The organism is Hahella sp. HNIBRBA332, assembly GCF_030719035.1.
Taxonomy (GTDB): domain Bacteria; phylum Pseudomonadota; class Gammaproteobacteria; order Pseudomonadales; family Oleiphilaceae; genus Hahella.
Genome location: NZ_CP132203.1, coordinates 1,910,397 through 1,935,858 on the forward strand (window position 1 = coordinate 1,910,397; position 25,462 = coordinate 1,935,858).

Below are 25,462 nucleotides of genomic sequence, written 5' to 3' on the forward strand. Positions count from 1 at the left end.
GGTCTTTTCTCTTTATTGTTAAAGGCTGAGCGCTACGATTGGTTATGCCGGATTACCCTTTGCCCTTAGGTTTGTTTGGACCGTTCTGTACGTCCTTTACAATGTAGTCGATGATGGCGCCGGCGATGTCTTTGTTAGTGGCGCTTTCGATGCCTTTCAGGCCGGGAGAGGAATTGACCTCCAGCACCAGCGGGCCGTGACTGGAGCGGATAATGTCCACCCCGGCCAGATCCAGCCCCATGACCTGAGCCGCCTGTACCGCAAGGCGGCGTTCATCTGGACGAAGTTTCACCACCTGGGCGCTGCCGCCGCGATGCAGATTGGAACGGAACTCTCCGGGCTGCGCGGTCCGTTGCATGGCGGCGACCACTTTATCGCCGATCACAAAACAGCGGATGTCGCTGCCGCCAGCTTCCTTTATATATTCCTGCACCAGGAAATCCGCTTTTAGGCCGCGAAAGGCGTTGATCAGGGTCTCCGCGGCTTTATCCGTTTCCGCCAGCACGACGCCGTTGCCGTGGGTGCTGGACATGACTTTCACGACCAACGGCGCCCCGTTGACTGACTCAATCAAGTCATTGGTGGCGTCCGCCGAATGCGCGTAACTGGTCACTGGCTGGCCGACGCCTTTGCGCGCCAGGAGCTGATGAGCGCGCAGCTTGTCCCGTGAGCGCGTGATGGCGATGGATTCGTTGATGGAGTACACCCCGGCGACTTCGAACTGGCGCAGCACTGCGCATCCGTATGTGGTTACGCTGGCGCCGATGCGTGGAATCACCGCGTCGAATTGCAGTTCTTCGGTGGCGCCGGCGCTGCGATAACAGACTGAAGGCGCATTGGTGGTGACGTTCATGTAGCACTTCAGCACATCCACCACTCGCGTTTCATGGCCGCGCGCGCGGGCCGCCTCCACCAGACGGGACGTTGAGTAGAGTTTGGAGTTTCTTGAGAGTATGCCTATTTTCATTATTTTTTATTCCTTTGCTTGATTCCCTGCGACGTTTGCGGAACTGCTGACCTCCCTGTGACAGCCTGTCAGCCCCGGGGCGAAAAGAAGGGGTTAATAGACGTTTGTGAAATCGGACTGCGATATCTCTTTGAACTGCTATTACGTCGAATGCAATAACTTCGGACTGCGATCAATAAAGTATAGACCCGAAGTTGCATCGTGCCCGTCCGCTAGCAAGAGATCGGCAGCAGCTTGGTTCTGGTTGCCAGAGCCTGTTTCAGACGTGGCGAGTGAGGGACAATTTGGCGGAAGAGTCGGATGGCGCTTCGCTTATCCAACCTATGTTTTTACTTTGTGCTTGCATGCGAACGAAAGCAGGCGACAAGGATTTCGCAACGTTCATTGATTTGCTGCAACGGTCAAGCAGAGTAGGTTGGAAAAGTGAAGCGCCTTCCGACATTAAGAGGTCATATTAAGCTATGGACTTCCTGTTCTAGGGAATCAGACAGCACGACCGCTGAAGGCTGGCGACACCAGAAAATCCAGCAACGCCTCATTAAACAACTCTGGCTGATCCATCAGCGGCAGATGGCCGGCGCGGGGAATACGCTGTAATTTGGCGTTTGGCATCAGTCTGGCTGCGGCTTCGCCGTGCTCAATGGCGAACAATTGGTCCTGTTCTCCCCAGATAATCAGCGTCTCATTGTGAATGCCTCGCAGCGCTTCCTCCGGCAGAGCCGCTACTGCTGCGCCACGGCCTAGAGTGAAGGCGTTTTTGCCGCCGGGGCGTTTGAGCACTTCAATGGAATAATGAGCATGATTGGGGTCCCGCTTGTCCGTGTCGAACAGCAGCGAAGGCGTGAAAAAGCGATTCGCCAGCGCGGACGGAAAACTGTTCAACCAGATCATGCCGACCATGGGACGCAAGGAAGGTCGCGCGCCCAATGCCGCAGCGTCCACCAACACCAGCTTGTCCACTTTTTCGGGGCAATCCAGGGCGAATTGCAGGGCGATGGCTCCACCTTGGGACAGGCCGACAAGATGCGCCTTGGGAATATCCAGCGCCGCCATGAACCCCTGCAGCCAGGCGGAAAAATAAGGGCGATCATAGGGGGCGTCGGGTTTATCAGACTCGCCGTAACCGACGATGTCTGGCGCAATGACATAAAAACGCCGAGACAGTGCGCCCAGGGAGGGATACCAAGTGACCGCGCCAGCTCCGGCGCCATGCAGACATATCACCGGCGAGCCGGCGCCTGCAGACAAATAGGCGGTGTTGATGCTCCCGGCGCTCACCTGATTTTGGGTGACGGGCGTTCCCATTTTATCTATCAGCGCCTGCCGATAGTTCACATTTTCCATAAGGTAACTTCCTGAATTTTAGACTGTTCCATCAATATTAGAGGCGCAGCCTAAAGGGAGTTATCAGGTTAAGTCAATAAAAGGGGGGTAAAATTAGCCGGGCCGCTCCCGTGTGCGTAAAGGGCGGTTATAAAAGGGAAAGCGCGTCAATAAATCATTTCACAAGACCCTCCCGCCGCAGCGCGATAGGGGAGGCGGATGAAAAAGCTGCTGCCCTGGCCGAGTTCACTTTTCACATCGATGCTGCCGCCATGCAGCAACACCAGTTTGTGCACCAGGGCGAGACCCAGGCCGGTGCCTTCCACGTTTTTCTTTTTCATGGAGGACTCGGCTTGTTCAAAAGGCAGGAAGATACGTTGTAAATCTTCTTCGGACACGCCGCAACCCTGATCGAACACCTGGATCAACAATTCCTGATCGTCATGCAGGCTGACTTTCAGACCCACCTGCTTACCTGCGTCAGTGAACTTGATGGCGTTGCTGAGCAGGTTGATGAGAATCTGCTTGACCCGTAATGGGTCGAGCTCCGCCGGCCCGATGTCTTCCTGTATATCGGTCAGCAGCAGGATGCCGTGGCGGGAGGCCTTTTCCTTGATGATGCCAATGACGCTGTTAACCAGGATTTCGATATGGGTGGGCTGAATTTCCAGCTCCAGTTTCCCCGCCTCGATTTTGGAAAGATCCAGTAAATCGTTGATGATGATGAGCAGATAAGAACCGCTGTCGTAGATTTCTTTGCAATACTCCATTTGCTTGGGATTCATTTCGCCCATCATGCCGTCCAGCAACACTTCGGAATATCCCAGAATGGCGTTGAGCGGCGTGCGCAACTCATGAGACATGGAGGACAGGAAGTTGATTTTGTACTGATTGGACATGCCCAACTGCCGATTCTGTTCCCGCAGCTGCTGCTGGCTGCGCTTAAGCTCGTCGTCGAGGCGCTTGTGTTGCAGATGGTGATGGATGCGCGCCAGCATGACGGGGAAATCAACCGGCTTTTCAATATAGTCGTTAGCGCCTTGCGCGAAGGCGCTGATAATGTCTTCGTGGGCGTTTTTGGCGGTGACCATCAACACTGGCAACTCAACGGAATTAAACTCTTTCCGCAGGATTTCCAGCACCTCCATGCCGTCCATTTCCGGCATCATGACGTCGAGCAGAATCAGGTCGGGAGGTTGCGTTTCCACTTGTCGCAACGCCTCGCGACCGCTGAGGGCGGTGGCGCAGCGGAACCCTTTGCGTTCAAGACGCCGGTTCAACAGGTCGCAGTTATTTTGGTTGTCGTCAACGATCAGAATGGAGGCATTGTCCAGTTGTTCTGTCATCACGCCCTCCAGGCGGAATTAGCCGCGGTCGCAGTCGTCATTACGGGGAGGGAAGATCCGCGCAGCCGAATTCCCGTCCCTGCTTGCTTTGCGGAAGCGCATACCTATAAAAACTACTGCTTATTTGACAAAAATCAAATTCAGGGCTGTATTAAGAGATAGAAGCTCATGTAGCTGACGAGTCGGGCTAACGCCCGGTTGCGAGACTCTTCCTTCGTTGCTGTAGAGGGATCTTTCTTCGCTGATAATCCTTGTTCTGTAACATTCATCCTTTCAACGGCAGGAGCCTGTAGTCATGCACCCACTCACCGGTAGCAGGCTGCTTATTGTTGATGACGAGCAGCGCAACACTAAACTGCTTATGGATATCTTTCGGGCGCAAGGATTTGACGCCCTTTCTCTCAATGACGCCAACGAAGTGATTGGCGCCGTCGCCAGCTACGAACCGGATTTGATTATCCTGGACGTTATGATGCCCGGTAAGACCGGATTTGAGCTGACCCGCGAAATCAAAGCCCAGGAACACTGGAAACACATCCCCATCATTCTTCTCACGGCCCTGGCCGACCGCGACTCCTGCGTGTCGGGACTGGAGTGCGGCGCAGAGGATTACGTCAGCAAGCCGTTTAACCGGCGCGAACTGCTGGCGCGGGTGAACAACTTACTAAAGCTCAAGAAGCTGCACGATTTTCAGCATCAGAATCTGCGTCTGCTGGAGGAATACGATTCCGTCACCGGCTTGCCGAAGAAAGACATTTTGATGGAACTCATCGACACCCTCATCAAGCAGAAAAGCAACGCCAACGTCTGCGTGTGCGTCTGTGAAGTGGACATGGATCAAACCCTGATCGGCCTGCTCAGCAGTCATGACCGCGATCAGTCTGAACGTCAGGTCAGTCGCGCTGTGGTGGAGCGCATGTCGTCCATTTTTCCGCCAGGCATGCTGCTGGGCTGTCTCGGCTCCGGCAAATTTGGCGTGGTGCTCGAAGCTAACGAGGAAGAAGGCGCGGCGCATTTGCGCCAACTGCAGCAGAAGTTGAGTATGCCCATTCTGGTGGAGGGGCGGGAATTCTTTCTTAAATTCGCCATAGGCTACGCGCCGCCGCCGCACCCCCGGGTGGAATGGATAGTGCTGTTTAATCATGCGGAAATTGCGGCATTAGAGGCCAAAAAAGAAGGCGGTAATCTGGTGAAACGCTTCGCGCCAGAGATGGACGCGGTGAATCATGAACGCTGGTGGATGTCGCGGGCGTTGTTTCAGGCGATTCGAGAGCAGCAGTTTGAGGTTTATTACCAGCCCCAGGTGGATATTCTGCATGAGTCTCTGGTGGGCTTTGAGGCATTGTTGCGCTGGAATACGCCTGAGAAAGGGCATATCAGCCCAGCTCGCTTTATACCGCTGGCGGAAGAAAACGGACAGATCTATGACATCAGCCTGTGGATGATGGAGCAGGTGTGCCAGCAGATTGCGCTATGGAAGCGGGCCGGCAAGCGCCTGCGTATGGCGATTAATATCTCACCGGCGCAACTGTATCGGGATGAGTTCACCCAGGACTTCGTCGATCTTTTCACCCGCTACCGTCTCTCCCCCACTGATTTCGAACTGGAGCTGACGGAAACCAGCCTGATGGATCCAAAGGGCGGCGGACAGTTGCGGGAGTTGTGGAGTCAGGGGTTCGATATCGCCATTGACGATTTCGGCACCGGCTACAGCAATCTGGAATATCTGCGCAAATATCCTTTCAACCGCTTGAAGATCGATCGCTCATTCATCAGCAATATCTGTGATTCCGGCGATGATTCCGCCATCGTGAAGGCGATTCTCGCCATTGCCGAACATATGGGATTTAAAGTCATCGCCGAAGGCATCGAAACTGTGGACCAATTGGCGCGTTTGCGCAGTCTCGGCTGTCATGAGGCGCAAGGATATTTATTCAGCAAGCCGGCGCCCGCCGCCAACGCCACGAAGATGCTGTTCAATGGACTTAAGGCGCCAGCGTAGGGCGCCTTGAAAGGTGGACGGGACTTGCATAGCTGGATTTAGTGGCTAAATTTTGAACTACACTTAGTCTACTTTTATTGATTAGTTATTTAGGTCGGCATCTTAAGAGTTTATTGATGATTCGGCGTCGCCACCCATGATGTCGAATCATTCACAGGACCAACTGGAAGACCAACAACGCACGGTGCTAATGGACGATTGCTATGGCGAAGACCATTCTGATCATTGACGATTCCATCTCTCTGCGGCAAATGGTGGACATTACGCTCAAGTCCGCAGGCTACAACGTAATACAGGCGGAAAACGGCCAGGACGCGCTGGGAAAGTTGCCTGACGCCAAGCCCAGCTTGATAGTCTGCGATGTAAACATGCCTGTCATGGACGGCATCTCCTTCGTCAAAGAGCTTAAAAGCCTGCCTGAATATAAATTCACTCCGGTCATCATGCTGACGACCGAAAGCACCGAAGATAAACGTATGGAAGGTCAGATGGCGGGCGCCAAGGCGTGGATGGTGAAACCGTTCCGTCCGGAAGCCATGCTCAAGGCCGTCCAGAAACTGATACTGCCCTGACGCGCAGTCACCCGCCCAGGGAGGGAGAGACAATGAGCATAGACTCCCGACACAATCCCGAGCAGAACCGGCTGACTTTGAACGGCGAGCTGACGATCTATTGTGCGGCGGAGGCCAAAGCGCCTCTGCTTGAGCATAAAGATATCGACATCGATCTCAGCGAACTGACGGAGCTGGACGGAGCGGGTTTGCAACTTTTGATCCTGGCCAAACGGGATCGGGGGGCGCGACTGGTCAACGCCAGCGAGGCGGTCAATAAAGTCTTCGCGCTGACCGGACTGGCCGATATGTTGGAATAGAGCGGCTTTATCCGAGTGAGTGTGTAAAAGAGAATTTGGGCCGCCTGGCGGCGGTCCGGGAAGGAGCCCTTCTCGAACGCCCGGATGGCGATAATCAGCCGGTATGGCGAAAAAGACTTGCCGGGCTGACAGGATTTGCGTTTGCCGGTGAAGCTGTTTCGGCGACGCAAACCGCGGCCTGCGTCACGGAAAGGGAAGACGGATCATGAGCCTGGATTTCAGCGGCGCCTTAAAGGCCTTCGCTCAGGAAAGCAAAGAGCTGTTAGCGGAAATGGAGCAGTCGCTGCTAACCCTGGAGGAGGAGGGCGCAAAAAAGGAACTGGTGGATGCGGTGTTTCGCGCCGCCCACACCATCAAAGGGTCCGGTGGGCTGTTTGGGCTGGATCATGTCGTCGCCTTCACTCACGATGTGGAAGGGGTGCTGGACGCTGTTCGTGATGGCCGCCTGGACATCGACGGCGATCTGATCAGCCTGCTGTTGAGTTGCGGCGATCAAATCGGACGGCTGGTGGAAAGCTCTCTGGCCGGCGAAGTGGAAGAGGAACTGCTGCGTAAAGGCGCCGCGTTGCAGGCGATGTTGCAGCGCTATTTGCCCGGCTCCGCCATGGCTGCGATCCGGGAGGAAACGGCCGGCGAAACGCCTCAGGGCGCACGCGGCTGGCATATTTCTCTGCGTTGCGGTCGCGACCTGCTGCGCGACGGCATGGACCCTCTCAGCATCCTGCATTATATCTCCACCCTCGGCGAGCTGGCCCGGGTCACCACCTTTTGCGGGCATATGCCGGCGGCGGAGGAAATGGATCCGGAGTCCTGCTACCTGGCCTTCGAAATGGACCTGATCACCGAGCAGGCCAAAGAAGAAATCGAGGATGCGTTTGAATTCGTCAGCGCCAGCAGTGAGGTGCGCATCACTCCAGTGGGGGATCCAGACTCCTGGGACAAAGCCATCGAGGCGACCCCGGATGGGGATCAGCGTCTCGGCGAGATTCTTCTGGAAAGCGGCGCGGTCACCCGCAATGAACTTGAGCAGGCGTTGAAGCAACAGGAGAGCGTGCCGGAAAGACCCAAGCTGGGGGAAATACTGGTCGCCCGTAGCGCCGTGCAGGAAAAAACGGTCAATACGGCGCTGGAAAAGCAGGCTGGGGTGGTTAAAAAGCAGCGCCAGGACAGTTTCCTCAAAGTCGATGCGCAAAAGCTCGATCATCTCATCAATCTGATTGGCGAACTGATGATCGCCAACGCGGAAGTGCGGGTGCGGGCGGAGCGAATTCAGGAGTCCGTGCTGCATGAGTCCGTCGCCAACTCCACTCGTTTCATCGAGGCCGTGCGCGATTGCGCTCTCAGCCTGCGCATGGTGCAGATTGGCGATACTTTCAATCGTTTTCAGCGAGTTGTGCGCGACCTCGCCCGCGACCTGGGCAAAGACATACGGCTGGTTATCAGCGGCGGCGACACTGACCTCGACAAAACACTGGTGGAGCGCATCAGCGAGCCGTTGACCCATTTGGTGCGCAACGCCATCGACCATGGCATTGAATCGGATACATTACGCCGGGAGCGGGGCAAGGCGGCCACTGGCGTGATTCGTCTGAACGCCTTTCATGAGCGCGGCAGCATTGTCATTGAAGTCAGCGATGACGGCGGCGGCATGAATCCGGAAAAAATCGTCGCCAAGGCGATTGAAAAGCAGCTCATCCGCAGTAGCGAAGGTATGAGCGATGGCGACATCTTCAAGCTCATTTTTGAACCCGGGTTCTCCACGGCGGAGCAGGTGACCAATGTCTCCGGTCGTGGCGTCGGCATGGACGCGGTGAAGAAAACCCTGGAAGAGTTGCGCGGTAGCGTGGAGGTGGAGAGCGCATTGGGCAAAGGCTCGACCATTCGCATGCGGCTGCCGCTGACTCTGGCCATCATCAACGGCTTTTTGGTGGGCGTGGGGGACAGTAAGTATGTGGTGCCTCTGGAAATGGTGGACGAGTGCGTCGAGTTAAACGGCGATGGCGATGGCGGCGGCGACTTTATGGGCCTGCGCGGCCTTGCGCTGCCGTTTCTGCGGCTGCGGGATTTATTCAGCATTGACGGGCGACCCGCCGATAGGCAGAGCGTGGTGGTGGTGCAATACGCCGGCCGTCGCGCAGGGCTGGTGGTGGATCGTCTGATGGGCGAGCTGCAAACCGTCATCAAGCCCCTGGGCGATATCTTTACGCCGCTTAAGTGGGTCAGCGGATGCACCCTGCTGGGAAGCGGCGATGTAGGGCTGATATTGGATATACCAGAGCTGGTCACCCGGGCGGAACACGCCCAGAACCAGTTTGCGGGCAGGAAAATGGCGGCGGGTTAACGCCGCTATGGATTGCATAAGCAATGTGACGAATTCATTGACTAAAAGCCTGTAACAAAGCCAGTACCACATAGAGAGAAACACTGGAAACATGGGAGAGGGATCATGGGTTGGTTTAATAATCTGAAAGTCTCCGTAAAGCTGATAGGCTCATTTCTACTAATGCTCGCGTTGATGACGGTGGTGGGGTATCTCGGAATCTCCAACATGGGAAAAATCAACGAGTCCGACACCAAAATGTATCAACGTGACACATTGGGAATCTCTCACGTCAAGGAAGCCAATATCCAGCTTCTTAACCAAAGCCGCGCTTTGCGCAACCTGATGCTGGCCAGCACCATGGAGGAACGCGAAGCCTTCATGCGCGCAGTGCAGGAGTTCGACTCCGCCATGCAAACGGAGTTGAGTATCTCCAAAAGCATTGCTGAAACGGAAGAATCGAAACGTTTGTATAAAGACCTCGACCGCGCGTATCAGGAATTCACTCCGTTGCGGGACCGTCTGTTGAACATCGTCAGACAGGAAAGCCTTATGTCCAATCGCGAATCTGTTGATTTCGCCATGACGACATTGCGCCCCAAAGCAGATGCCCTGGATAGCCTGATGACTGAGCTGGTGAAGGTGATTGAAAAAAATGCGGAGTCCACTTCCAAATCCAACGATGAGCTCTACGCCACCAGCAAAGCGGTAATGATGGCGGTCATCGGCGTCGCCGCGGTATTGGGGCTGCTGTTGGGCTTTATTATCTCTCGCGCCATCTCACGTCCTCTCGGTCACGCGGCGGATGTGGCTTATCGTTTATCTGAAGGCGATTTAAACGTAAGCGTCAATGTCGACAGCCGGGATGAAACCGGGCAGGTCCTGGCGGCCATGTCGCAAATGGTGGAGAAATTCACCGACATCATCAGCGATGTGCGCAGCTCCGCAGATAATTTGTCCTCCGCCAGTGAAGAAGTCAGCTCCACGGCGCAATCACTGTCCCAGGCCGCCAGCGAACAGGCGGCCAGCGTTGAGGAAACAACGGCGTCCATGGAGCAGATGAACGCCAGCATTTCGCAGAATACCGAAAACGCGCAAGTCACCGAGGACATCGCCACCAAGTCCTCCCAGGAAGCGCAGGAAGGCGGACAGGCGGTGCAGGCGACAGTCACCGCCATGCGCGACATCGCCGGCAAAATCAAAATTATTGACGACATCGCTTATCAGACCAACTTGCTGGCCTTGAACGCCGCCATTGAAGCGGCGCGGGCGGGAGAACACGGCAAAGGCTTCGCCGTAGTAGCGGCGGAAGTGCGCAAGCTGGCGGAACGCAGCCAGACCGCCGCGCAGGAAATCAGCAATCTGGCCGACAATAGCGTTGACCGCGCAGAGCGGGCGGGCACTTTGCTGGATGAGTTGGTTCCTTCCATTGTGAAAACCGCCAGTCTGGTGCAGGAGATCGCCGCCGCCAGTTCCGAACAGGCCAGCGGTGTGGCTCAGGTCAATACCGCCATGACTCAGGTCAGTCAGGTGACGCAAAGCAACGCCTCCTCCAGTGAAGAGCTGGCGGCGACCGCGGAAGAATTGAGCAGCCAGGCCCAGCAACTGCAGCACATCATGGCGTTTTTCAAACTGGGCGACAGCAGCCCCAGAAGCGCTGCGCGGGCGGTTGTTCCGCGAGAAACGGCGCCCAAGAAAACCGCCAAGGTCAAGCCCTTGCGGGTGGTCAACAAGCCGGCGGCGGAAGCGCCGGAGCCGGACGAAGCGCATTTCATCCGTTTTTAACCGGAAACCCTTGCCTGGAAGGAGGCAGATATGACTCAGGCATTGGAAGCAAGCGCTCAGCCTGCGGATAGTGAACAGTACCTCACGTTTATGCAGAGCGGGGACATGTACGCGATTCCCCTGCTGGGGGTGAAGGAAATCATCGAGTATGGCGGCATCACCCAGATTCCCACCTTGCCGAACTTCATTCGCGGGGTGATCAATCTGCGCGGCCGGGTAGTGCCGGTGATCGATTTAGGTTGTCGCTTCGGCAAAGCCGAAAGGGAGGTGACCCGGCGCACCTGCATTATCATTGTGGAAGTTGGCTCCGGGGAAGAGAACCAGGACATGGGCGTGATCGTAGACAGCGTGAGCGCGGTCATTGATATCCCCATCGCCAACATTCAGCCGCCCCCCGCGTTCGGCGCCAAGATCCGGGTGGATTTCATTCAGGGCATGTGGAAGGCCGACGATCGTTTCGTGATCGTCATGGATATTGACCGGGTAATGTCCGTGGATGAAATCACTAACCTGGCGGAGGCCTTGCAGGAGAGCGTGGCCTGATGGTCAAAACCGTCGCCAGTGGAGGCGTTGCGCCGAAGTCTGAACTTTACCGGATCGGCGACAGGGAGTTCGCCATCATCAAACGCTTCGTGCATGACGCGGCGGGCATCTTTCTGACCGACGCCAAGAAGAATCTGGTCACGGGGCGCCTTGCCAAACGTCTGCAAGCGCATAATCTGCAAAGCTATGGCGAATATCTGAGGCTGATCGACGTCGATGCGCAAGAGCGCCAGATAGCGCTGAATCTGTTGACCACCAACGAAACCTATTTCTTTCGCGAACCTCAGCATTTTGACTACATGCAGCGGCATATTCTGCCCCAGCGCGCGCGGGGGCGGGCGTTTCGGGTGTGGAGCGCGGCCTGCTCCACGGGTGAGGAGCCCTACAGCATCGCCATGCTGCTGGATGACGCGCTGGGTCGGACGAGCTGGGAAATTCTGGCTACGGATATCTCCACCGATGTGCTCACCCACGCTAAACGCGGATGCTATTCCTTGCAGCGGGCGCAGCATATGCCGCCGAATTACCTTAAGCGCTATTGCCTGAAAGGGGTGGGGCCGGAGGATGGCAATCTGTTGGTGGACAAAAAATTGCGCGGGGTTGTGCAATTCAGAAATCTTAACTTAAACGCCACGCTGCCTAATGTGGGGCAGTTCGACGTGATTTTTTTACGCAATGTCATGATCTATTTTCAGGCGGACACCAAGCGTCAGCTGATCGCCAAGTTGATACAACATTTGCACAAAGGCGGTCACTTGTTCATCGGTCGATCGGAAAGCCTGAATGGCGTGACAGAGCAGCTTGAGCAAATATGTCCCGCCGTGTACCGCAAACCGTAACGACCAAGCCGGAGGAGCCCCTTGAGATATTCCTTGATGCGGGGGAGTTGTATCTGGCGGAGGCCGACACGCGCATTCGCAGCCTGCTCGGGGAAGGGGGAATCATCACCTTGTGGCACCCTCAATTGAAACTCGGGGGAATTTGCCATTTCAAGAAAGTGCGCATGGACCCTGGCGAGCCCACTGGACGAACGCTGAGCGCCGCCTATGCGGATGCGGCGCTGAGTCTGCTGCAACTGGAAATGGTGCGCGCCGGCGCGCCGCCTCGCTGCTTTGAGGCGAAACTGTTCGTCTTTGACGGAGCCGAGGCGGACAAGACGGCGAAAGAGGCGGGCAGACTGCTGCATGACTTTGGCTTCAAGCTGGCGCTGGATCATAACGGCAGCGGCAATCTGGTATTCGATATCTGGAACGGAGACGTTTGGATTCAGAAAGACGCCCCCAGCATGATCGACGCCGGCAAGGCGCCGCAGGACATTCTGGAAGTCTATCTGGATCCGGGGGAATGGTATTTCTCCGACGCGGACACCCGCATGAAGACGCTGCTGGGCTCCTGCGTGGCGGTGGTGTTATGGCATCCCACAAAGCGCCTGGGAGGCATGTGTCATTACATGCTTCCGCAACGTAACGGCGCAGCGCCCAACCAGGGGCTGGACGGTCGCTATGCGGATGAGGCGATGCAATTACTGGTGGGCGCCTTAAAGAAAGAGCGTACGCGGCCGCAGGAGTATGAAGTGAAAATATTCGGAGGCAGCTCTATGCTGGAAGGGTCCTCAATCAACGTGAGTAAACAAAATATCGAAGCGGCGTATCGCCTGCTTAAACAACATGGGTTTCGATTAGTCGGAGAAGACCTGGGCGGTCGGGCGCATCGCAATCTGGTGTTCGATGTCTGGAGCGGCGATGTGTGGCTGAGGAAGGGAAGCCAATGAACACTAAGATCAAGGTCATGCTGGTGGATGACTCGGCAGTGGTCAGGCAGGTGCTGCAGCAAGTGCTGGAGCGGGATAAAAATATCGAAGTGATCGGCGCGGCGGCGGACCCCATTTTCGCGCAATCGAAGATGAGCAAGCAGTGGCCCGATGTGATCGTCCTGGATGTGGAAATGCCCCGCATGGACGGCATCACTTTCCTGAAAAAACTGATGACGGAGCGACCCACGCCGGTAGTGATGTGCTCCAGTCTGACCAGTAAAGGCGCGCAGACCAGCATGAAAGCGCTGGCCGCTGGCGCAGTGGCGGTGGTGGCCAAACCTACTGTCGGCGTGAAGGAATACCTGGAGAGCGCCGCCGGACAGTTGATCATGGAGATCAAGGCGGCGGCGAAAGCCAATATGCGCAATATGCCGACCGCGACCAGCGCGCCGGCGCAGACTGTGGCGAGCCCCACCAAACTCTCCGCGGATGCGGTGATACCTTTACGCTCCAGCGGCGCCATGGCCTCTACAAATAAAATCGTCGCGCTGGGAACCTCTACCGGCGGCACCCAGGCGCTGGAGTATGTGCTGACGCGACTGCCCCGTAATTGTCCCGGTATCGTGATCGTGCAACACATGCCGGAAAAATTCACAGCGGCTTTCGCGGAACGCCTGAACAGCATCTGCGAGCTGGAAATCCTGGAGGCGGAAAGCGGCGTTCGGGTAGCGCCGGGACGCGCATTGATCGCCCCCGGCGGCAAGCATATGCTGTTGCGGCGTAATGGCGCGCAGTATTTTGTGGAGATCATGTCCGGGCCGCCGGTGAATCGTCATCGGCCATCCGTGGACGTGCTGTTCCGTTCAGTGGCTCAGGCGGCAGGCCGCAACGCCTTGGGGGTCATCATGACCGGCATGGGAGATGACGGCGCCAAAGGCTTGCTGGAGATGCGCAACGCCGGCTCCTTGACTATCGGCCAGGATGAGCGTTCCTGCATTGTTTACGGTATGCCCAAGGAGGCGGCGAAAATAGGCGCGGTGGCCCGGGAAATTTCCCTGGATCGTATACCTCAGTGCATTCTGGATATGGGGGCGTCTCTCACCACCAGCGCCCAGCGGGGGTAGCGCGCAATACGCCGCTGCGGCGACGTCGCCATGCTCACGGCCGACGACGCCCAAACGGGCAGCGAGGCGTCAAAGCAGGGGCGTGGTTACGACCCCCGGAAATTTTCCATGCGGTGGATGATGGCCCGTAACTGATCATCCAGCCCGGTTACTTCCTCGTAGGTTCTGAAGGTGCGCTCCAGCCCTGTGCGCACCACTTTGGTCAGAGTTTCCTCCTGGCTTTCCAGCAACGCGAGACTGTCGTAGGCCATCACCAGCTCGTCCAGGGTCTGCTCTAATACTTGGAACGCTGTTTTGTGCTGACGTTCACGGACATGGTTGATGTCTTTCAACGCTTTGCGGCTGTCCAGCAACACGCCTTCCACCAAGTCGATCAATATCTGGTTCTCCAGCCCCTGGCGACGGAACTCGGCGCACTCCAATAGCAGTAACAGGTTGTCGCGGGCGCGACCTTTCTTCTCTTCGTCGTCCGGCATTTTGGGCACCAGCAGGGAGAAGGGGGGAATGTTGACCAGCAAGCGTTTATTGAACTCCAGCAGCCGCTGATCCTGATCTTTGACTTTAAGCAGCAGCTCAGACTCCAGGGGAGAGACGAAGCCTTTGCTGCTGTGGCTGATTTTGTCGTTCTCTAAATTGATTTGCACAGTGCCCTGCAAATCAAATTCCTCCAGTTTCTCGATGATCAGGCCCGCCAGATCCGCCAGGGTGTCAACCTTCATACTACGGCGTAGAAATTCCAGAATAATCCCTTGCTCGCCCGCCACGGTGATGGCGGTCATCGCGGTGGACATGGCCGCCTGCTGGGCTTCCTGGCCCGCTTTCGCCTGCTGCATTTGCTGGATCGCCAGACGCACTTTCTTGCGCAGCACGTCCGGCTGCGTGGGTTTGATCAAATAATCGCGGCCGCCGGCGTCGTATCCCGCCAGCTTTTCCTCCACCGTATCGTGAGCGGAGACGAAGATGACTTCCATATGCTGCGTGACGGGATTCGCTTTCAGGCGCCGGCAACATTCGTAGCCGTCCATTTCCGGCATGGTCACGTCCAGCAGCACTACGTCCAGCTTTGGATCCTTCTCCGCCATCTGCAACGCTTTGGCGGCGCTGGTGGCGGCTTGCACGGCATAATCGTCTTTCAGGTTCTCCAGCAGGAAGTGCAGATCATTCGGAGAATCGTCGACGATCATCACATGGGGCTTTTCGTCGCTCATTGTGGTTCACCCTGAGTCTGAATAAGTTGGGATAAGTGGGTTTGAGCCAGCTCGATATCGAATTGAAACAACGCCTCCTCCAACTCCGATAACGCTCGGAGCTGAGGCGGATCACTGATAGTGGCGCGCAGTTGGGCGAGGGATTTCTGCGCCTGTCCCAGATCGCTTTCCAGATAGTCTCTTAGCTGCAGCAACTGGGGCAGTAATGGACGTCGCTCTTTGCTGAGCGTCGAGGGCGCGGGGGCGGACTCGTTTTTTTCCAGGCGGGACAGCCCGGTCAATACTTCCTCCAGCGCTTTCAATAGCGGCGCTATCAGGTCGCGGGTTTGGCTCTGGTCTCCAGCGCGGGCGGCGCTTTCCACCGCGCCGGCGGCTTTGCCCAGGGCCTCGGCGCCAATGGTCGCGCCGCTGCCTTTGAGGCCGTGAGTGATAATGGCGATTTCTCCCAGCGCGTTCTGCTCCACCAGGATTCGCAGTTCTTCTGGCGTGTCTGACCACTTTTCATAAAAGCCGCTGAGAATGCGCTGGAACAGCGACCACCGCCCTCCCAGGCGCTGTAAGGCTTCTGTGATATTGAGGCCGGGCAGAGAAGGGATATCGTGACCGCCGGCTGGCGCGGCATTGGCGTTCTCTCGCGCCGCGGGCGCTGGGGTTTTACTGCGCAGCCAATGGCCCAGGGTCTCGAACAGTTCCTCCGCGGCGAATGGTTTGACGATATGGCCGTTCATGCCTGCGTCACGACTCAGATCGCGATCGCTTTGCTGCGCGTGAGCGGTCATCGCCAGAATAGGGATCTCCTGATAGCGTCCGCCCAAAGCGCGGATGGCGCGAGTGGCGTCGAGTCCGTTTAGCTCAGGCATCTGAACATCCATCAGAATGAGGTCGTAGTCTTTGCCCTGTACGGCGTGAACGGCGGACAGACCGTTGTCCACCACGTCCGGCTTGACGCCGACGGAGCTGAGCAGGTCGATGGCCACTTCCTGATTGACCACGTTGTCCTCCGCCAGCAGCACCTTGGAGCCGCCGAACCACCAGCTTTGCTCGTTGTCATCGTCGTCATGGTCATCCAGGCAACAGGGGCGACAGTTTTCGCCCACGTAATGGTTTTGCAGCAGGACGAACAAATCATGAGGACGAATGGGCGAGCGTATTTTGGAGTACAGAGCTTCCCCGCTTTCCAGGTCCACCTGGACGCCGAATACCCGCACGGCGGTCGGAATCTGGTCGCCGTGTTTGTTACGTAGCCAGGCCAGGATTTCTTGCGGCGGCGGCTGTTGGTGAACCAACATCAGGTCGAAGGGGCGGTAGGCGCTTTCCAAGGCTTTCAGAGCTTCTTCCGTGGAGCTGGACGGAGCCAGTATATCCACGCCGAGCTCACGCAGACCTCGCTTAAGGAACGGGGCAATGGATTCCTCCGCTAACAATAGAATAGGTTTGTCCGCCCAGGGCGCCGGCGGCGGCTCCCGGGTCGATCCGTCAATAGACAGGGAGAGATAAGGCAGGGAGAAGTAGAAGTCGGCTCCAACGCCGGGTTCGCTGCGCACCTGCAGACGACCGCCCATGGCTTCCACCAGCCGGGAGCTGATGGACAGGCCCAGCCCAGTGCCGCCGTAGCGCCGGGTATGAGAGTCGTCCGCCTGACTGAACGGCTCGAAAATCTGCTGCTGCCGATCTGCGGGAATGCCGACGCCCGTGTCCGCCACGCCGAACATGAGGCGGTCCTCCACCGGGTAACAGTACAACGACACTTCTCCCTGCTTGGTGAACTTCACGGCGTTGGACAGCAGATTGCAGATGATCTGCTTGAGTCGGGTCGGGTCTCCCATGATCTGATCCGGCAGATGGGCGGCCAGAGTCAGCGTCAAAGTGAGCCCTTTATCGGACGCTTGGCTGCACACGACCGGCAGACAACTGTCCAGCAGACGACCAAGCGAGAAGGGAATGCGTTCCAGGTTGACCTTATCCGCCTCCAGCTTGGAGAAATCCAGCAGGTCATTGATGACTGTCAGCAATAGTTTGCCGGAGGTGAAGGCGGTTTTGGCGCGCGCTTTTTGTTCACGGGACAGTTCGCCTTGCATCATGGCCTGCAGCATGCCGATCACCCCGTTCAGGGGCGTGCGGATTTCATGGCTCATATTGGCGATAAACAGGCTTTTGGCTTTGTTGGCCGCCATGGCCTCATCCCGCGCCTCTTCCAGCTTTTTGGTGCGGTCTTTGACCATATCGCCCAGGGAGTGCACCATGCCAGCGGTTTTCTGCAGCGCATCCTCCAGCAACAGGTGGCTTTCATACAGTTCGCTGGCCTTCAGCTCCAGCAATTGCTCCGCCTGATGACGGGCGGCGCGCTCCCGGGCGAGAGCGCGTTCAAGTACGGCGATCTTGGTCATTGGATTTTATTCAGCTCAAAGGTGATATGGTCCTTTTCCTCGGTTCGCTGACTTAATACGACTCCGTCATTGAAGTGGGCGAGCGCGCCCCGTATCAACCCTTCCGCCAGATCTTCCAGGTGTCGGGTTGAATAATAGAGCAGGAACAGCTTGTCGGGCTGCGGCTGGGTGCAGTCGAAACGCGGCAGTTCCGCGTCCGGATAGAGCTTCTGTACTTCCTGATGGATATAAACGTCGATTTTGCTGAGGAAGTCGAAAGAGCCGTGGATGTCCTTGAAAAACTGCGGATACAGGACATAGAAGCGGCCGAAGAGATGTTCGCCGAAGGTTTTCAGCAAGTCAGGAATGGGTGCGTCGTGACGGGCGCTAAGCGTTTTCAGCAGTTCGACCATTTCGTTATGGTCGTAGGTGCCTACGGAGGTGTATATCCCTGATACGCCGGATTCCTCAATAAGGGCGTCGACTTCCTCAAGCCCGAATTTATCCTCCACCAGTTGCAGAAATTCGGTGAAAACGATGCCTTTCATCTTGCTTCTCTTCCTGAGCAGGTCCGTTATCAGAATTGTAGCAGTGAAGGTGGGCAATGCAACGCAACCTGAGCGATTGTTAATGCAGCGGAAGCCGCGGGGCGCAAGGGCTTCGGCGGTTGGGGCGGCTGCGCTGGAAGCTTTCGGTTGTCCCCATGAACGGAGTTTGCTAGGATTCGCCCACTCTTAGGGGAGTAGTCTCCCGGCGACAGCCGGGACGGTCGTCAACAGTCTCCGGACGCAAAGTCCGTGGCGGTCGTGTCCCTCCCAGGATTGATGAGACCTAAGACGCACGAAAAGCACCCAGGGGTGGATGCTTTTCGTGCGTCTTGGCGTTTATCCTTCCACCCCAGAGGCTGCATATGATGAAACTACTTGCTCTTTATGACGCCGGTTCCGTTCCATGGAATCCGCTGATTCTCAAGGCGCATGCGCCGAATTCCGTTAATTGCGAGGTGATCGCATGATGCTTGCATTGCTTGCTATTGTCGCCGGCCTGGCGTTGCTGGTTTGGAGCGCGGATCGATTTGTGGAGGGCGCCGCCGCGACGGCGAAGCATGGAGGCATGCCGCCCCTGTTGATAGGGATGGTGATCGTGGGGTTCGGCACATCCGCGCCGGAAATGGTGGTGTCGGCGCTGGCGGCGTCGGAGGGCAACCCCGGTCTGGCGCTGGGTAACGGCTACGGCTCCAACATCACCAACATTGCTTTGATTCTGGGCCTGGTGGCGATAATCAGTCCCATTGCCGTGCACTCGCAGGTATTGCGCAAAGAACTGCCGATTCTGGCGGCTATCACACTGTTATCCGCAGGCTTGTTATGGGACGGCGACCTGACCCGCGTGGATGCGGCGATTCTGCTGGTGGTGTTCGCTGGCCTGATGGGCTGGACCATTCGCGAAGGCATGCAACAGCGCTCCGATGCGCTGGCGTCTGAAGTGGACGACGAAATGATCGCGCACCCGATGCCGCTGAAAAACGCCATATTCTGGCTGGTCGCCGGTTTGGTTCTGTTGATCGTCAGCTCGCGCATTCTGGTGTGGGGCGCGGTCACTGTAGCGCAGAGTCTGGGCGTCAGCGACCTGATCATCGGGCTGACAGTCGTGGCCATCGGCACCTCGCTGCCAGAGCTGGCCTCGTCGCTGGCGGCGATCCGTAAAGGGGAGCATGATCTCGCCATCGGCAACGTCATCGGCTCTAATCTGTTCAACACTCTCACCGTTGTCGGCATCGCTGCGGCTATTCATCCTCTGGCAGTACAGCCGGAAGTCCTGTATCGCGACTGGGCCTTGATGGCCGCCCTCACCCTGGCGCTGTTCGTCATGGGCTACGGCTTCAAAGGCAAACAAGGCCGCATCAACCGCGTCGAAGGCGGCATTCTGCTCGCAGTGTACATCGCTTACACCAGCTACCTCGGCTACACCGTGGTGGCCGCTGCCTAATCAGATCGAAGAGGGCGTTGGGGTGGGGTTCCTGGCGCCTGGCTCATAACTCCATGTTGCGTGCGTTTTAAAGCTAAGAGGGTGAATAAGCTCCACGAAGTTGGTTGGAGCTACTTGAAGAAACGGGACGTCAGAGCTAGCGTAAGATCTGCCGGGGAATCTTCCTGGAAATTGATTCTCACGGAACTGTCCCTTAGACGACGTCGGAGAGGACTAGTCTGACAGCGCTTTAGCTAACAAGCGCTGTCAGATGGTGCCTGCATGGATCGGTGTAAGCTCATGACTTACTTACTGGGTAACCATCACTTTAGCAGTAGACCTAATTACCAATTGGCCCTGTCCCTTTTCTCCAACTGCGTAGCTATCCAAACTGGAAGTATAGTTATCTATGGCAAGTTCTGGAGATCGCCATACTTCGTTCCCTGTCGCTACATCATAGGCGATTACCTTCCCCGCACACTTATCGCAGTAGGGGTTTAAGGCTAAGTATAGTGCCTGTCCATTGGACTGAGACATAAAGATACCATTATTAGGGATGGGGTTAACTTTTTTCATTTGGTCAAAACTGGAGTTAAATATATAAGTGGTGTTGTCATTCCGAGCAATGATTTCTTCAAACCCATCAAGGTCAAGATCTATCGCACCAATCAAATAAATATCACTATCACTGTAATCACGAAGAGAGATTTGATTTAGCATCTCAAGCTCACTATCGTTCCATCTCCAAGTGCTAACATGCTTTCTGGACTGAATAATCAACCGTTTACCATTTTTAGTTGAAACAAAGAAAGCTTCAGCTGTCCCATCTAGCCATAAGTCGCTCTCTTTTAATGATGACTCGCTCACTAGGGTAAGAGTACTTCCATTAATGAGTTTTAATGGACTTGTTTTTGCTAGTATATCTTTCTTTCCATCACCAGTAATGTCCGCAATAATGAAGCCGTATTTTCCATTAGTGGAGAAGTTGTCGATTCTTTCGCTAAAAATTAGCTCTTGAGTAGCCGTGTCGAGAATACCCAGTTTCGATCCATCAGAATAATGTCCACCGAAAAGTACTTCTGGGTAGCCATCACTATCTATGTCAGAGTAGGCAACTCTATCAGGGTAGGCATGTGAGGTTGTTTGTGATGAAATTTTAGTAAATTGACTTTCATTAAATTGATAAGAGTAGATGTCAAAATTAGAGTAGTTGGTTTTATCTAAAAAGGCGAGAGAGGGGGCTTGACCTGGTTTCATTGATACGAATTGAACCTTGGCGTTACGATCACTATCGTCGAATATGGGATAATCAAATTTAAGTGCTCTGGCTTCATTTAATGAGGAAAAATAAATGATGTTCCCAGAAGAGAATATAAAATCATCATAACTATCTCCGTCTAGGTCCTTAGTGGAAGAAACTGTATACCATAATGGCCTAGGGTAGAAATCGAATTGAAGTTCTTCTAGAAGGACGCTTGAGCCTCCTGAAATATCATAAAATCGAGGCTTAGTCTCAAGGGCCATTAAAATATCCTGTATTCCATCTCTATTCCAATCCACTGCTGAGGGAGCAGATAAAGGGAATGAATAAGGGAAGGAGATATATCGCTCTGATAGCTCTCCATCCAGCCCTAACAAATAAAGGCGAGAGCCATCTGTAGTCGCTACCTCATACTTATCATCACCATCACTATCTATAAGGCCATAATCATGGAACCCTCTGTTGAAGCCTTCCTCATAATGGAGTTTCTCCCCGCCATCCCAAGTTGACAGAACAAAGCCCTCAGATGTGATAATTTCCTTTTCAGGGTCGCTGTCTACATTTAAAACATCCACATCAACACCGAAAGAATTGTAGTCACTTCGCCAAATTACATCCAGCGTATTAGCGTCAAGCATGATGAATCGAGAGATTTTCCACATTTCATCCCCGGAGCAGGACTTCCTTTGTCTAACAAGAATGCCTTTGCGAGATTGATCAGAAGATAAGTCTCCTGACCAGTCTATTTGGTGGCAGCCAGAAGTATCGAAATTGTGCTGTAAAATAATTTTCTGAGCATCAAGGTTATAAGCAATTATTTCATTGAAACTAGATATAAGGATCTCTCCAATACCATCACCATTGACATCTTGAACAGCAAAGTCGAGAACAGTTATATCAGGAATTAATGCAAAAGGGTTTAGTAACTGCCATCTTATGCCATCTGCCCTTACTTCGAAAATATCTATTCCGTTTCCAGCTCGGGCTATCCCTTCCAAATAATCATCATGGTCTAACTGATATAAGGTGTTAAGATAAACGCCGCTATATGGGACGACTTTCGGTTGAGGATTTTTGTTGTCAATGACGTCAAAGCTAAAAACCTGTTCACTCGATTGAGAACTGGATTTTGCAGAAATGTGAACAAAATACGTTGAGGTGGAGCCAAAGTTAATACTCCCAGTAGCAACCCAACGAATTCCTCCATCTTTATCAACAGTCATTCCCTCTGGGCCAGAAATCAGCTCGTACTGATATGGGCCAGACTTATCATCAACAGGGCGAATAGTTGCTTGAAATAATTCACCGTAGACTACTGACTTAGGGTGTTCAACAACAAAGTCATGTTGGCTTATGTCTGTTCTAAAATCTATGTATTCTGATGTTACTACTCCTCCTTTTGTAACGGAGACAGAAATCTTATAGTAACCAGGTAGCACTGGAAGGAATTTAAAAATATTACCTTCATTCTCTATTTTTATGTCGGATCCTTCAGGCTGATCGAGAATAGTCCATTTATATGCATATAAAGATGGTGCGGCAGAGTTAACTTGAGCATTTAAAACTAAATTTTCTGAATCATTTTTGTCTGCAAAAGCAATCTCCACCGTATTAATCCAATCATCAGACTCAACTGTATTGAATGTTATCTCATCTTTATATAGGTTTCCGAATGTGAAACCTGATCCAGGTGAGTTCTCTATAGCAAGCTGGAAATAAGGCTGAGAAGGGGAGCTGCCATTTAAACCATGGCGCAGGCCAACCTTAATATTATTAGATCCTTTCATGGTAAATACATCATTTTCAGCCGCCAAAGTTAGGAAACCTAACGATGAAAGGAACAACTTCCCATTTTGCGCACCTAGCCTGCCGTTATTAATGGCCACAATGTCTGCATCATCTAACTGAATATCAATTCCGCGACGCTTATCCCGAATAGTTAGATTTATATTGCCCGACTGGATTGAGTAATCTGCAGCCAGATCCATTTGCGCTTTCCCGGCTACTGTTTGATCGGTGTTGTTATTGCTAATGTGCAGATTGTAGAACTCTATTAATGTCATACTGTGAGTTAGAGATGTGTTGTCAGCCATTGAGACCGCGCCATCCAAAGTGTAACCCCCGATAACACAGGTATCGAAAACATATGTACTCCGTCCATTCTCACTGGAAGGCTTGAGTATGAGCGATCCTGTGACACAGCTATCGTTTAATGTGGGTATGCCTATGCCACGGCTTGCGACCAGTAGGGGTAGGTAATCAGACGTGAATCCCGCAAGAAGTTTAAAAGCCTGATTCTGGGCTGCCAGAAATGCGTTGGCATTATCGGGATTTACGTTGGAGTGAGATTTCACACCGATATATTCTATTACTTGAGGTAATTCAGGAGGGGGTGTGGTCGGTTCTGTTGTATCAACAGGAGAAGAAGCGTCGTTACCACCGCCACCGCCACAAGCGGTAAGACTAGAAACCAGACAAACTAACACTCCCAACAGGATGCTTTTCCACTGGGCCATGACATCACTCCCCATCTTTACAGGTCGGCTACAAAAAAGGGCGGATTGTATTGTTTTTTTGGGTGGAAATACAACTTGAATTGGGCTCTATGTGTTCAAATTTGAGACATGGACGAAAATGCTAAGCAAGAATGCTCTTGAGAGAGTTGGTAGTTGGTGGAAGGTTTAACACTCGAAATGATAAGAAAGGGATAGAAGTGTGGCGGCATTTTGGCCTGTAAAGCCACTCACTCTAACGACCAAGTAATTAAAGATTCCCAAGGGCTCTCCTTTAACTACAGGCTACAGAGTGTAGTCTCTTGTCCTTTGTTTAAGTTTTTAGAAAACCTCAAAACGGAATCTCACTACCGTCCCAGGCGAACAGTTTACCGGTGTCTTCCGGACGCAATCCTTCGATGACATTCATGAGATGGCCCGCGGCCTGGTCCGGCGTAAAAAGCTGCTGTGGTGGGACGCGTTCCAAAAAAGGGGCGGAGAGAGCGCTGGCGACGGTGCCGGGGTGCAGGCCGACCACAATCGCCTGCTTGTTGCGGCGCGCCATTTCGATGCTGGCGGTTTTGAGAGCCATATTCAGGGCGGCTTTTGAGCTGCGATAAGCGTACCAGCCGCCTAAACGGTTATCGGAAATGCTGCCGACTCTGGCGGATAAGGCGGCGAAAACTGCTGGGCGCTGATGGCTTAACGCGCCGAGAAAATGTTTGGCGACCAGCATCGGGCCAATGGTGTTGGCGAGAAAGCAGGCTTCAAAGTTTGCGCTCTCTAGCTCTTTCAGCGCCTTCTCGGGTCGCATAGTCTGCGTGTGCAGGAGGCCCGCCGTCACGATCACTCTATCGACAGGCCCCGTCTCCGCGACGAATTTCGCGGCTTGTCGAATCGAATCCTCATCGCTGAAATCCAGACGTCCCGCTTCGATGTTGATCTGTTCCCAGGTTTTGGGCGAACGGGAGAATGCAAACACTTGGGCGTTGGGCGCGCTGGCGAATCGATGGGTCAGTGCGGCGCCGATCGCGCCGGAGGCTCCCACAATAACAATGCAGTTTTGAGTCATGACGAGCGTATTTATCCATGGCAAAGGAGAAGACTGGGAAAGATACGCCGAGGATGACGGAAAAGTTCAGTTGAGGCGGAATAGCGCGGTGATGGCGAGCGTTGAAAAGGCGAGGAGGGTAAGAGACCGTTGTAACAGCTATTCCGCTGTGACGGCCTCTTTGCTCATGATGCGCGTGGGCTGACTGTTGGCCTCGCGGGTAATCCATTCCTGCAGCGTTTCATACTCCCGGCTGTCCCGTAACGAGGGGACGCAGGTAAGTTTGTAGCCCAGGCCGGTCTTTACGGTTCGGGAAAACACGTTGATCAATTGTCCGCCGGCCAGTTCATTCTGCACGTACAGCACATCGGTGATGGCGACGCCGCTGAATTTTACGGCGGCGGTGATAGCGGATTCCATGGAGTCCATGATCAGCATACGATCTGCGCTGATCTGCGCGCCGGACAGGCCGATGTGGGAGAAATACAATTCCCAGTCGGACATGGAAGGGTTGGGACTGATAAAGTTCGCCTGATTCAGTATTTCCTGATCAGACAGGCCCTGTAACTGCTCGTGGTAGTCTTTGGAGCACACCGCGACCAGATTTTCCTCGTAAAAGAACTCCTCGGACGGATCGTCGCAAAAGATGATGCCCATATCGTAGTGTTCTTTTAGAAAGTCGACGGAATGGCGCCAGGCGGTAGTGACTTTCAGGTTAAGCTCGGTTTCCTCGCGAATGCGGCTGAGACGCGGCAACATCCAACGGATGGCGAAAGTGACCGGCACTTTGATTTCGATAAAATTCTTTTCGTGAGGGATGCCGCAGGCGCCGCGAATGATCTCAAAGGCCTGAGTGAGTTGCTCCCACAGACGCTGGCCGCTGTCAGTCAGTTGCACTTGCTTGTTGTTTCTCACCAGCAACCGCTTTTCGAAATGCAGCTCCAAGGCTTTGATATGCTTGCTGACCCCGCTGTGGTTGATGCACAGTTCTTCCGAGGCTTTAGAAAAACTCTGATGGCGGGCGACTGCTTCAAAAACTTCCAAGGCTTTTAATGAAGGCCGTGAGTTACTCCTCATACATC

The 25,462-nt window shown here is 54.4% G+C and carries 19 protein-coding genes; 10 read left to right on the forward strand and 9 right to left on the reverse strand.

Going from position 1 to position 25,462, the window contains the following annotated elements; all coding sequences use genetic code 11:
- Nucleotides 1-52: 52 nt before the first annotated feature.
- From rimK to O5O45_RS08920, 3 genes are all read right to left on the reverse strand, one after another.
- Nucleotides 53-967: a 30S ribosomal protein S6--L-glutamate ligase gene (gene rimK / locus O5O45_RS08910; protein ID WP_305904861.1), complete on the reverse strand. Its 915-nt coding sequence runs from the start codon at nt 965-967 to the stop codon at nt 53-55.
- 483 nt (nt 968-1,450) lie between these two features.
- On the reverse strand, nt 1,451-2,311 hold the full coding sequence (locus O5O45_RS08915; RefSeq protein ID WP_305904862.1) for an alpha/beta fold hydrolase: 861 nt from the start codon (nt 2,309-2,311) through the stop codon (nt 1,451-1,453).
- Nucleotides 2,312-2,457: 146 nt separating this feature from the next.
- Nucleotides 2,458-3,636, reverse strand: coding sequence for an ATP-binding response regulator (locus tag O5O45_RS08920; protein ID WP_305904863.1), 1,179 nt, complete (start codon nt 3,634-3,636; stop codon nt 2,458-2,460).
- Nucleotides 3,637-3,931: 295 nt separating this feature from the next.
- Here O5O45_RS08920 and O5O45_RS08925 point away from each other — a divergent pair, with 295 nt between their 5' ends.
- The 9 genes from O5O45_RS08925 (at nt 3,932) to O5O45_RS08965 (ending at nt 14,034) form a co-directional block, all read left to right on the forward strand.
- Nucleotides 3,932-5,638 (forward strand): putative bifunctional diguanylate cyclase/phosphodiesterase, encoded by a 1,707-nt coding sequence (locus O5O45_RS08925; protein WP_305904864.1) that lies wholly within the window; start codon nt 3,932-3,934, stop codon nt 5,636-5,638.
- 203 nt (nt 5,639-5,841) lie between these two features.
- Nucleotides 5,842-6,210: a response regulator gene (locus O5O45_RS08930; RefSeq protein WP_127970285.1), complete on the forward strand. Its 369-nt coding sequence runs from the start codon at nt 5,842-5,844 to the stop codon at nt 6,208-6,210.
- 32 nt (nt 6,211-6,242) lie between these two features.
- A complete protein-coding gene (locus O5O45_RS08935) occupies nt 6,243-6,509 on the forward strand; it encodes an STAS domain-containing protein (protein WP_305904865.1) in 267 nt (88 codons plus the stop codon).
- A gap of 205 nt (nt 6,510-6,714) precedes the next feature.
- Nucleotides 6,715-8,850 carry a chemotaxis protein CheA gene (locus tag O5O45_RS08940; protein WP_305904866.1) on the forward strand — a complete coding sequence of 712 codons (2,136 nt, stop codon included), beginning with the start codon at nt 6,715-6,717 and terminating at the stop codon, nt 8,848-8,850.
- A gap of 105 nt (nt 8,851-8,955) precedes the next feature.
- Entirely contained in the window at nt 8,956-10,614 is a 1,659-nt protein-coding gene (locus O5O45_RS08945) for a methyl-accepting chemotaxis protein (RefSeq protein WP_305904867.1), read from the forward strand.
- Nucleotides 10,615-10,644: 30 nt separating this feature from the next.
- Complete coding sequence (locus tag O5O45_RS08950) at nt 10,645-11,157, forward strand: chemotaxis protein CheW (RefSeq protein ID WP_305904868.1); 513 nt, start codon at nt 10,645-10,647, stop codon at nt 11,155-11,157.
- The gene (locus tag O5O45_RS08955) at nt 11,157-11,996 is read left to right on the forward strand and encodes a CheR family methyltransferase (protein WP_305904869.1); all 840 of its coding nucleotides are present in this window, start codon (nt 11,157-11,159) and stop codon (nt 11,994-11,996) included. The genes O5O45_RS08950 and O5O45_RS08955 overlap by 1 nt, the downstream gene beginning before the upstream one ends.
- Nucleotides 11,969-12,928, forward strand: a complete 960-nt coding sequence (locus tag O5O45_RS08960; RefSeq protein WP_305904870.1) for a chemotaxis protein CheD — start codon at nt 11,969-11,971, stop codon at nt 12,926-12,928. The genes O5O45_RS08955 and O5O45_RS08960 overlap by 28 nt, the downstream gene beginning before the upstream one ends.
- The gene (locus O5O45_RS08965; protein WP_305904871.1) at nt 12,925-14,034 is read left to right on the forward strand and encodes a protein-glutamate methylesterase/protein-glutamine glutaminase; all 1,110 of its coding nucleotides are present in this window, start codon (nt 12,925-12,927) and stop codon (nt 14,032-14,034) included. Before O5O45_RS08960 ends, O5O45_RS08965 begins: the two co-directional genes overlap by 4 nt.
- A gap of 86 nt (nt 14,035-14,120) precedes the next feature.
- On the opposite strand, the gene O5O45_RS08970 is transcribed toward O5O45_RS08965, so the two are convergent.
- From O5O45_RS08970 to O5O45_RS08980, 3 genes are read right to left on the reverse strand one after another with little or no spacing between them, the layout of a single operon-like run.
- On the reverse strand, nt 14,121-15,242 hold the full coding sequence (locus O5O45_RS08970; protein WP_305904872.1) for a response regulator: 1,122 nt from the start codon (nt 15,240-15,242) through the stop codon (nt 14,121-14,123).
- The gene (locus tag O5O45_RS08975; RefSeq protein WP_305904873.1) at nt 15,239-17,629 is read right to left on the reverse strand and encodes an ATP-binding protein; all 2,391 of its coding nucleotides are present in this window, start codon (nt 17,627-17,629) and stop codon (nt 15,239-15,241) included. The genes O5O45_RS08970 and O5O45_RS08975 overlap by 4 nt, the downstream gene beginning before the upstream one ends.
- Nucleotides 17,626-18,156 (reverse strand): heme NO-binding domain-containing protein, encoded by a 531-nt coding sequence (locus O5O45_RS08980; protein ID WP_305904874.1) that lies wholly within the window; start codon nt 18,154-18,156, stop codon nt 17,626-17,628. The genes O5O45_RS08975 and O5O45_RS08980 overlap by 4 nt, the downstream gene beginning before the upstream one ends.
- A 463-nt stretch (nt 18,157-18,619) precedes the next feature.
- Here O5O45_RS08980 and O5O45_RS08985 point away from each other — a divergent pair, with 463 nt between their 5' ends.
- Nucleotides 18,620-19,597 carry a calcium/sodium antiporter gene (locus O5O45_RS08985; protein ID WP_305904875.1) on the forward strand — a complete coding sequence of 326 codons (978 nt, stop codon included), beginning with the start codon at nt 18,620-18,622 and terminating at the stop codon, nt 19,595-19,597.
- Between the two features lie 288 nt (nt 19,598-19,885).
- On the opposite strand, the gene O5O45_RS08990 is transcribed toward O5O45_RS08985, so the two are convergent.
- From O5O45_RS08990 to O5O45_RS09000, 3 genes are all read right to left on the reverse strand, one after another.
- Nucleotides 19,886-23,353: a hypothetical protein gene (locus O5O45_RS08990; protein ID WP_305904876.1), complete on the reverse strand. Its 3,468-nt coding sequence runs from the start codon at nt 23,351-23,353 to the stop codon at nt 19,886-19,888.
- Between the two features lie 328 nt (nt 23,354-23,681).
- On the reverse strand, nt 23,682-24,401 hold the full coding sequence (locus O5O45_RS08995) for an SDR family NAD(P)-dependent oxidoreductase (protein ID WP_305904877.1): 720 nt from the start codon (nt 24,399-24,401) through the stop codon (nt 23,682-23,684).
- A gap of 138 nt (nt 24,402-24,539) precedes the next feature.
- Nucleotides 24,540-25,457: a LysR family transcriptional regulator gene (locus O5O45_RS09000; RefSeq protein ID WP_305904878.1), complete on the reverse strand. Its 918-nt coding sequence runs from the start codon at nt 25,455-25,457 to the stop codon at nt 24,540-24,542.
- Between the last annotated feature and the right edge of the window lie 5 nt (nt 25,458-25,462).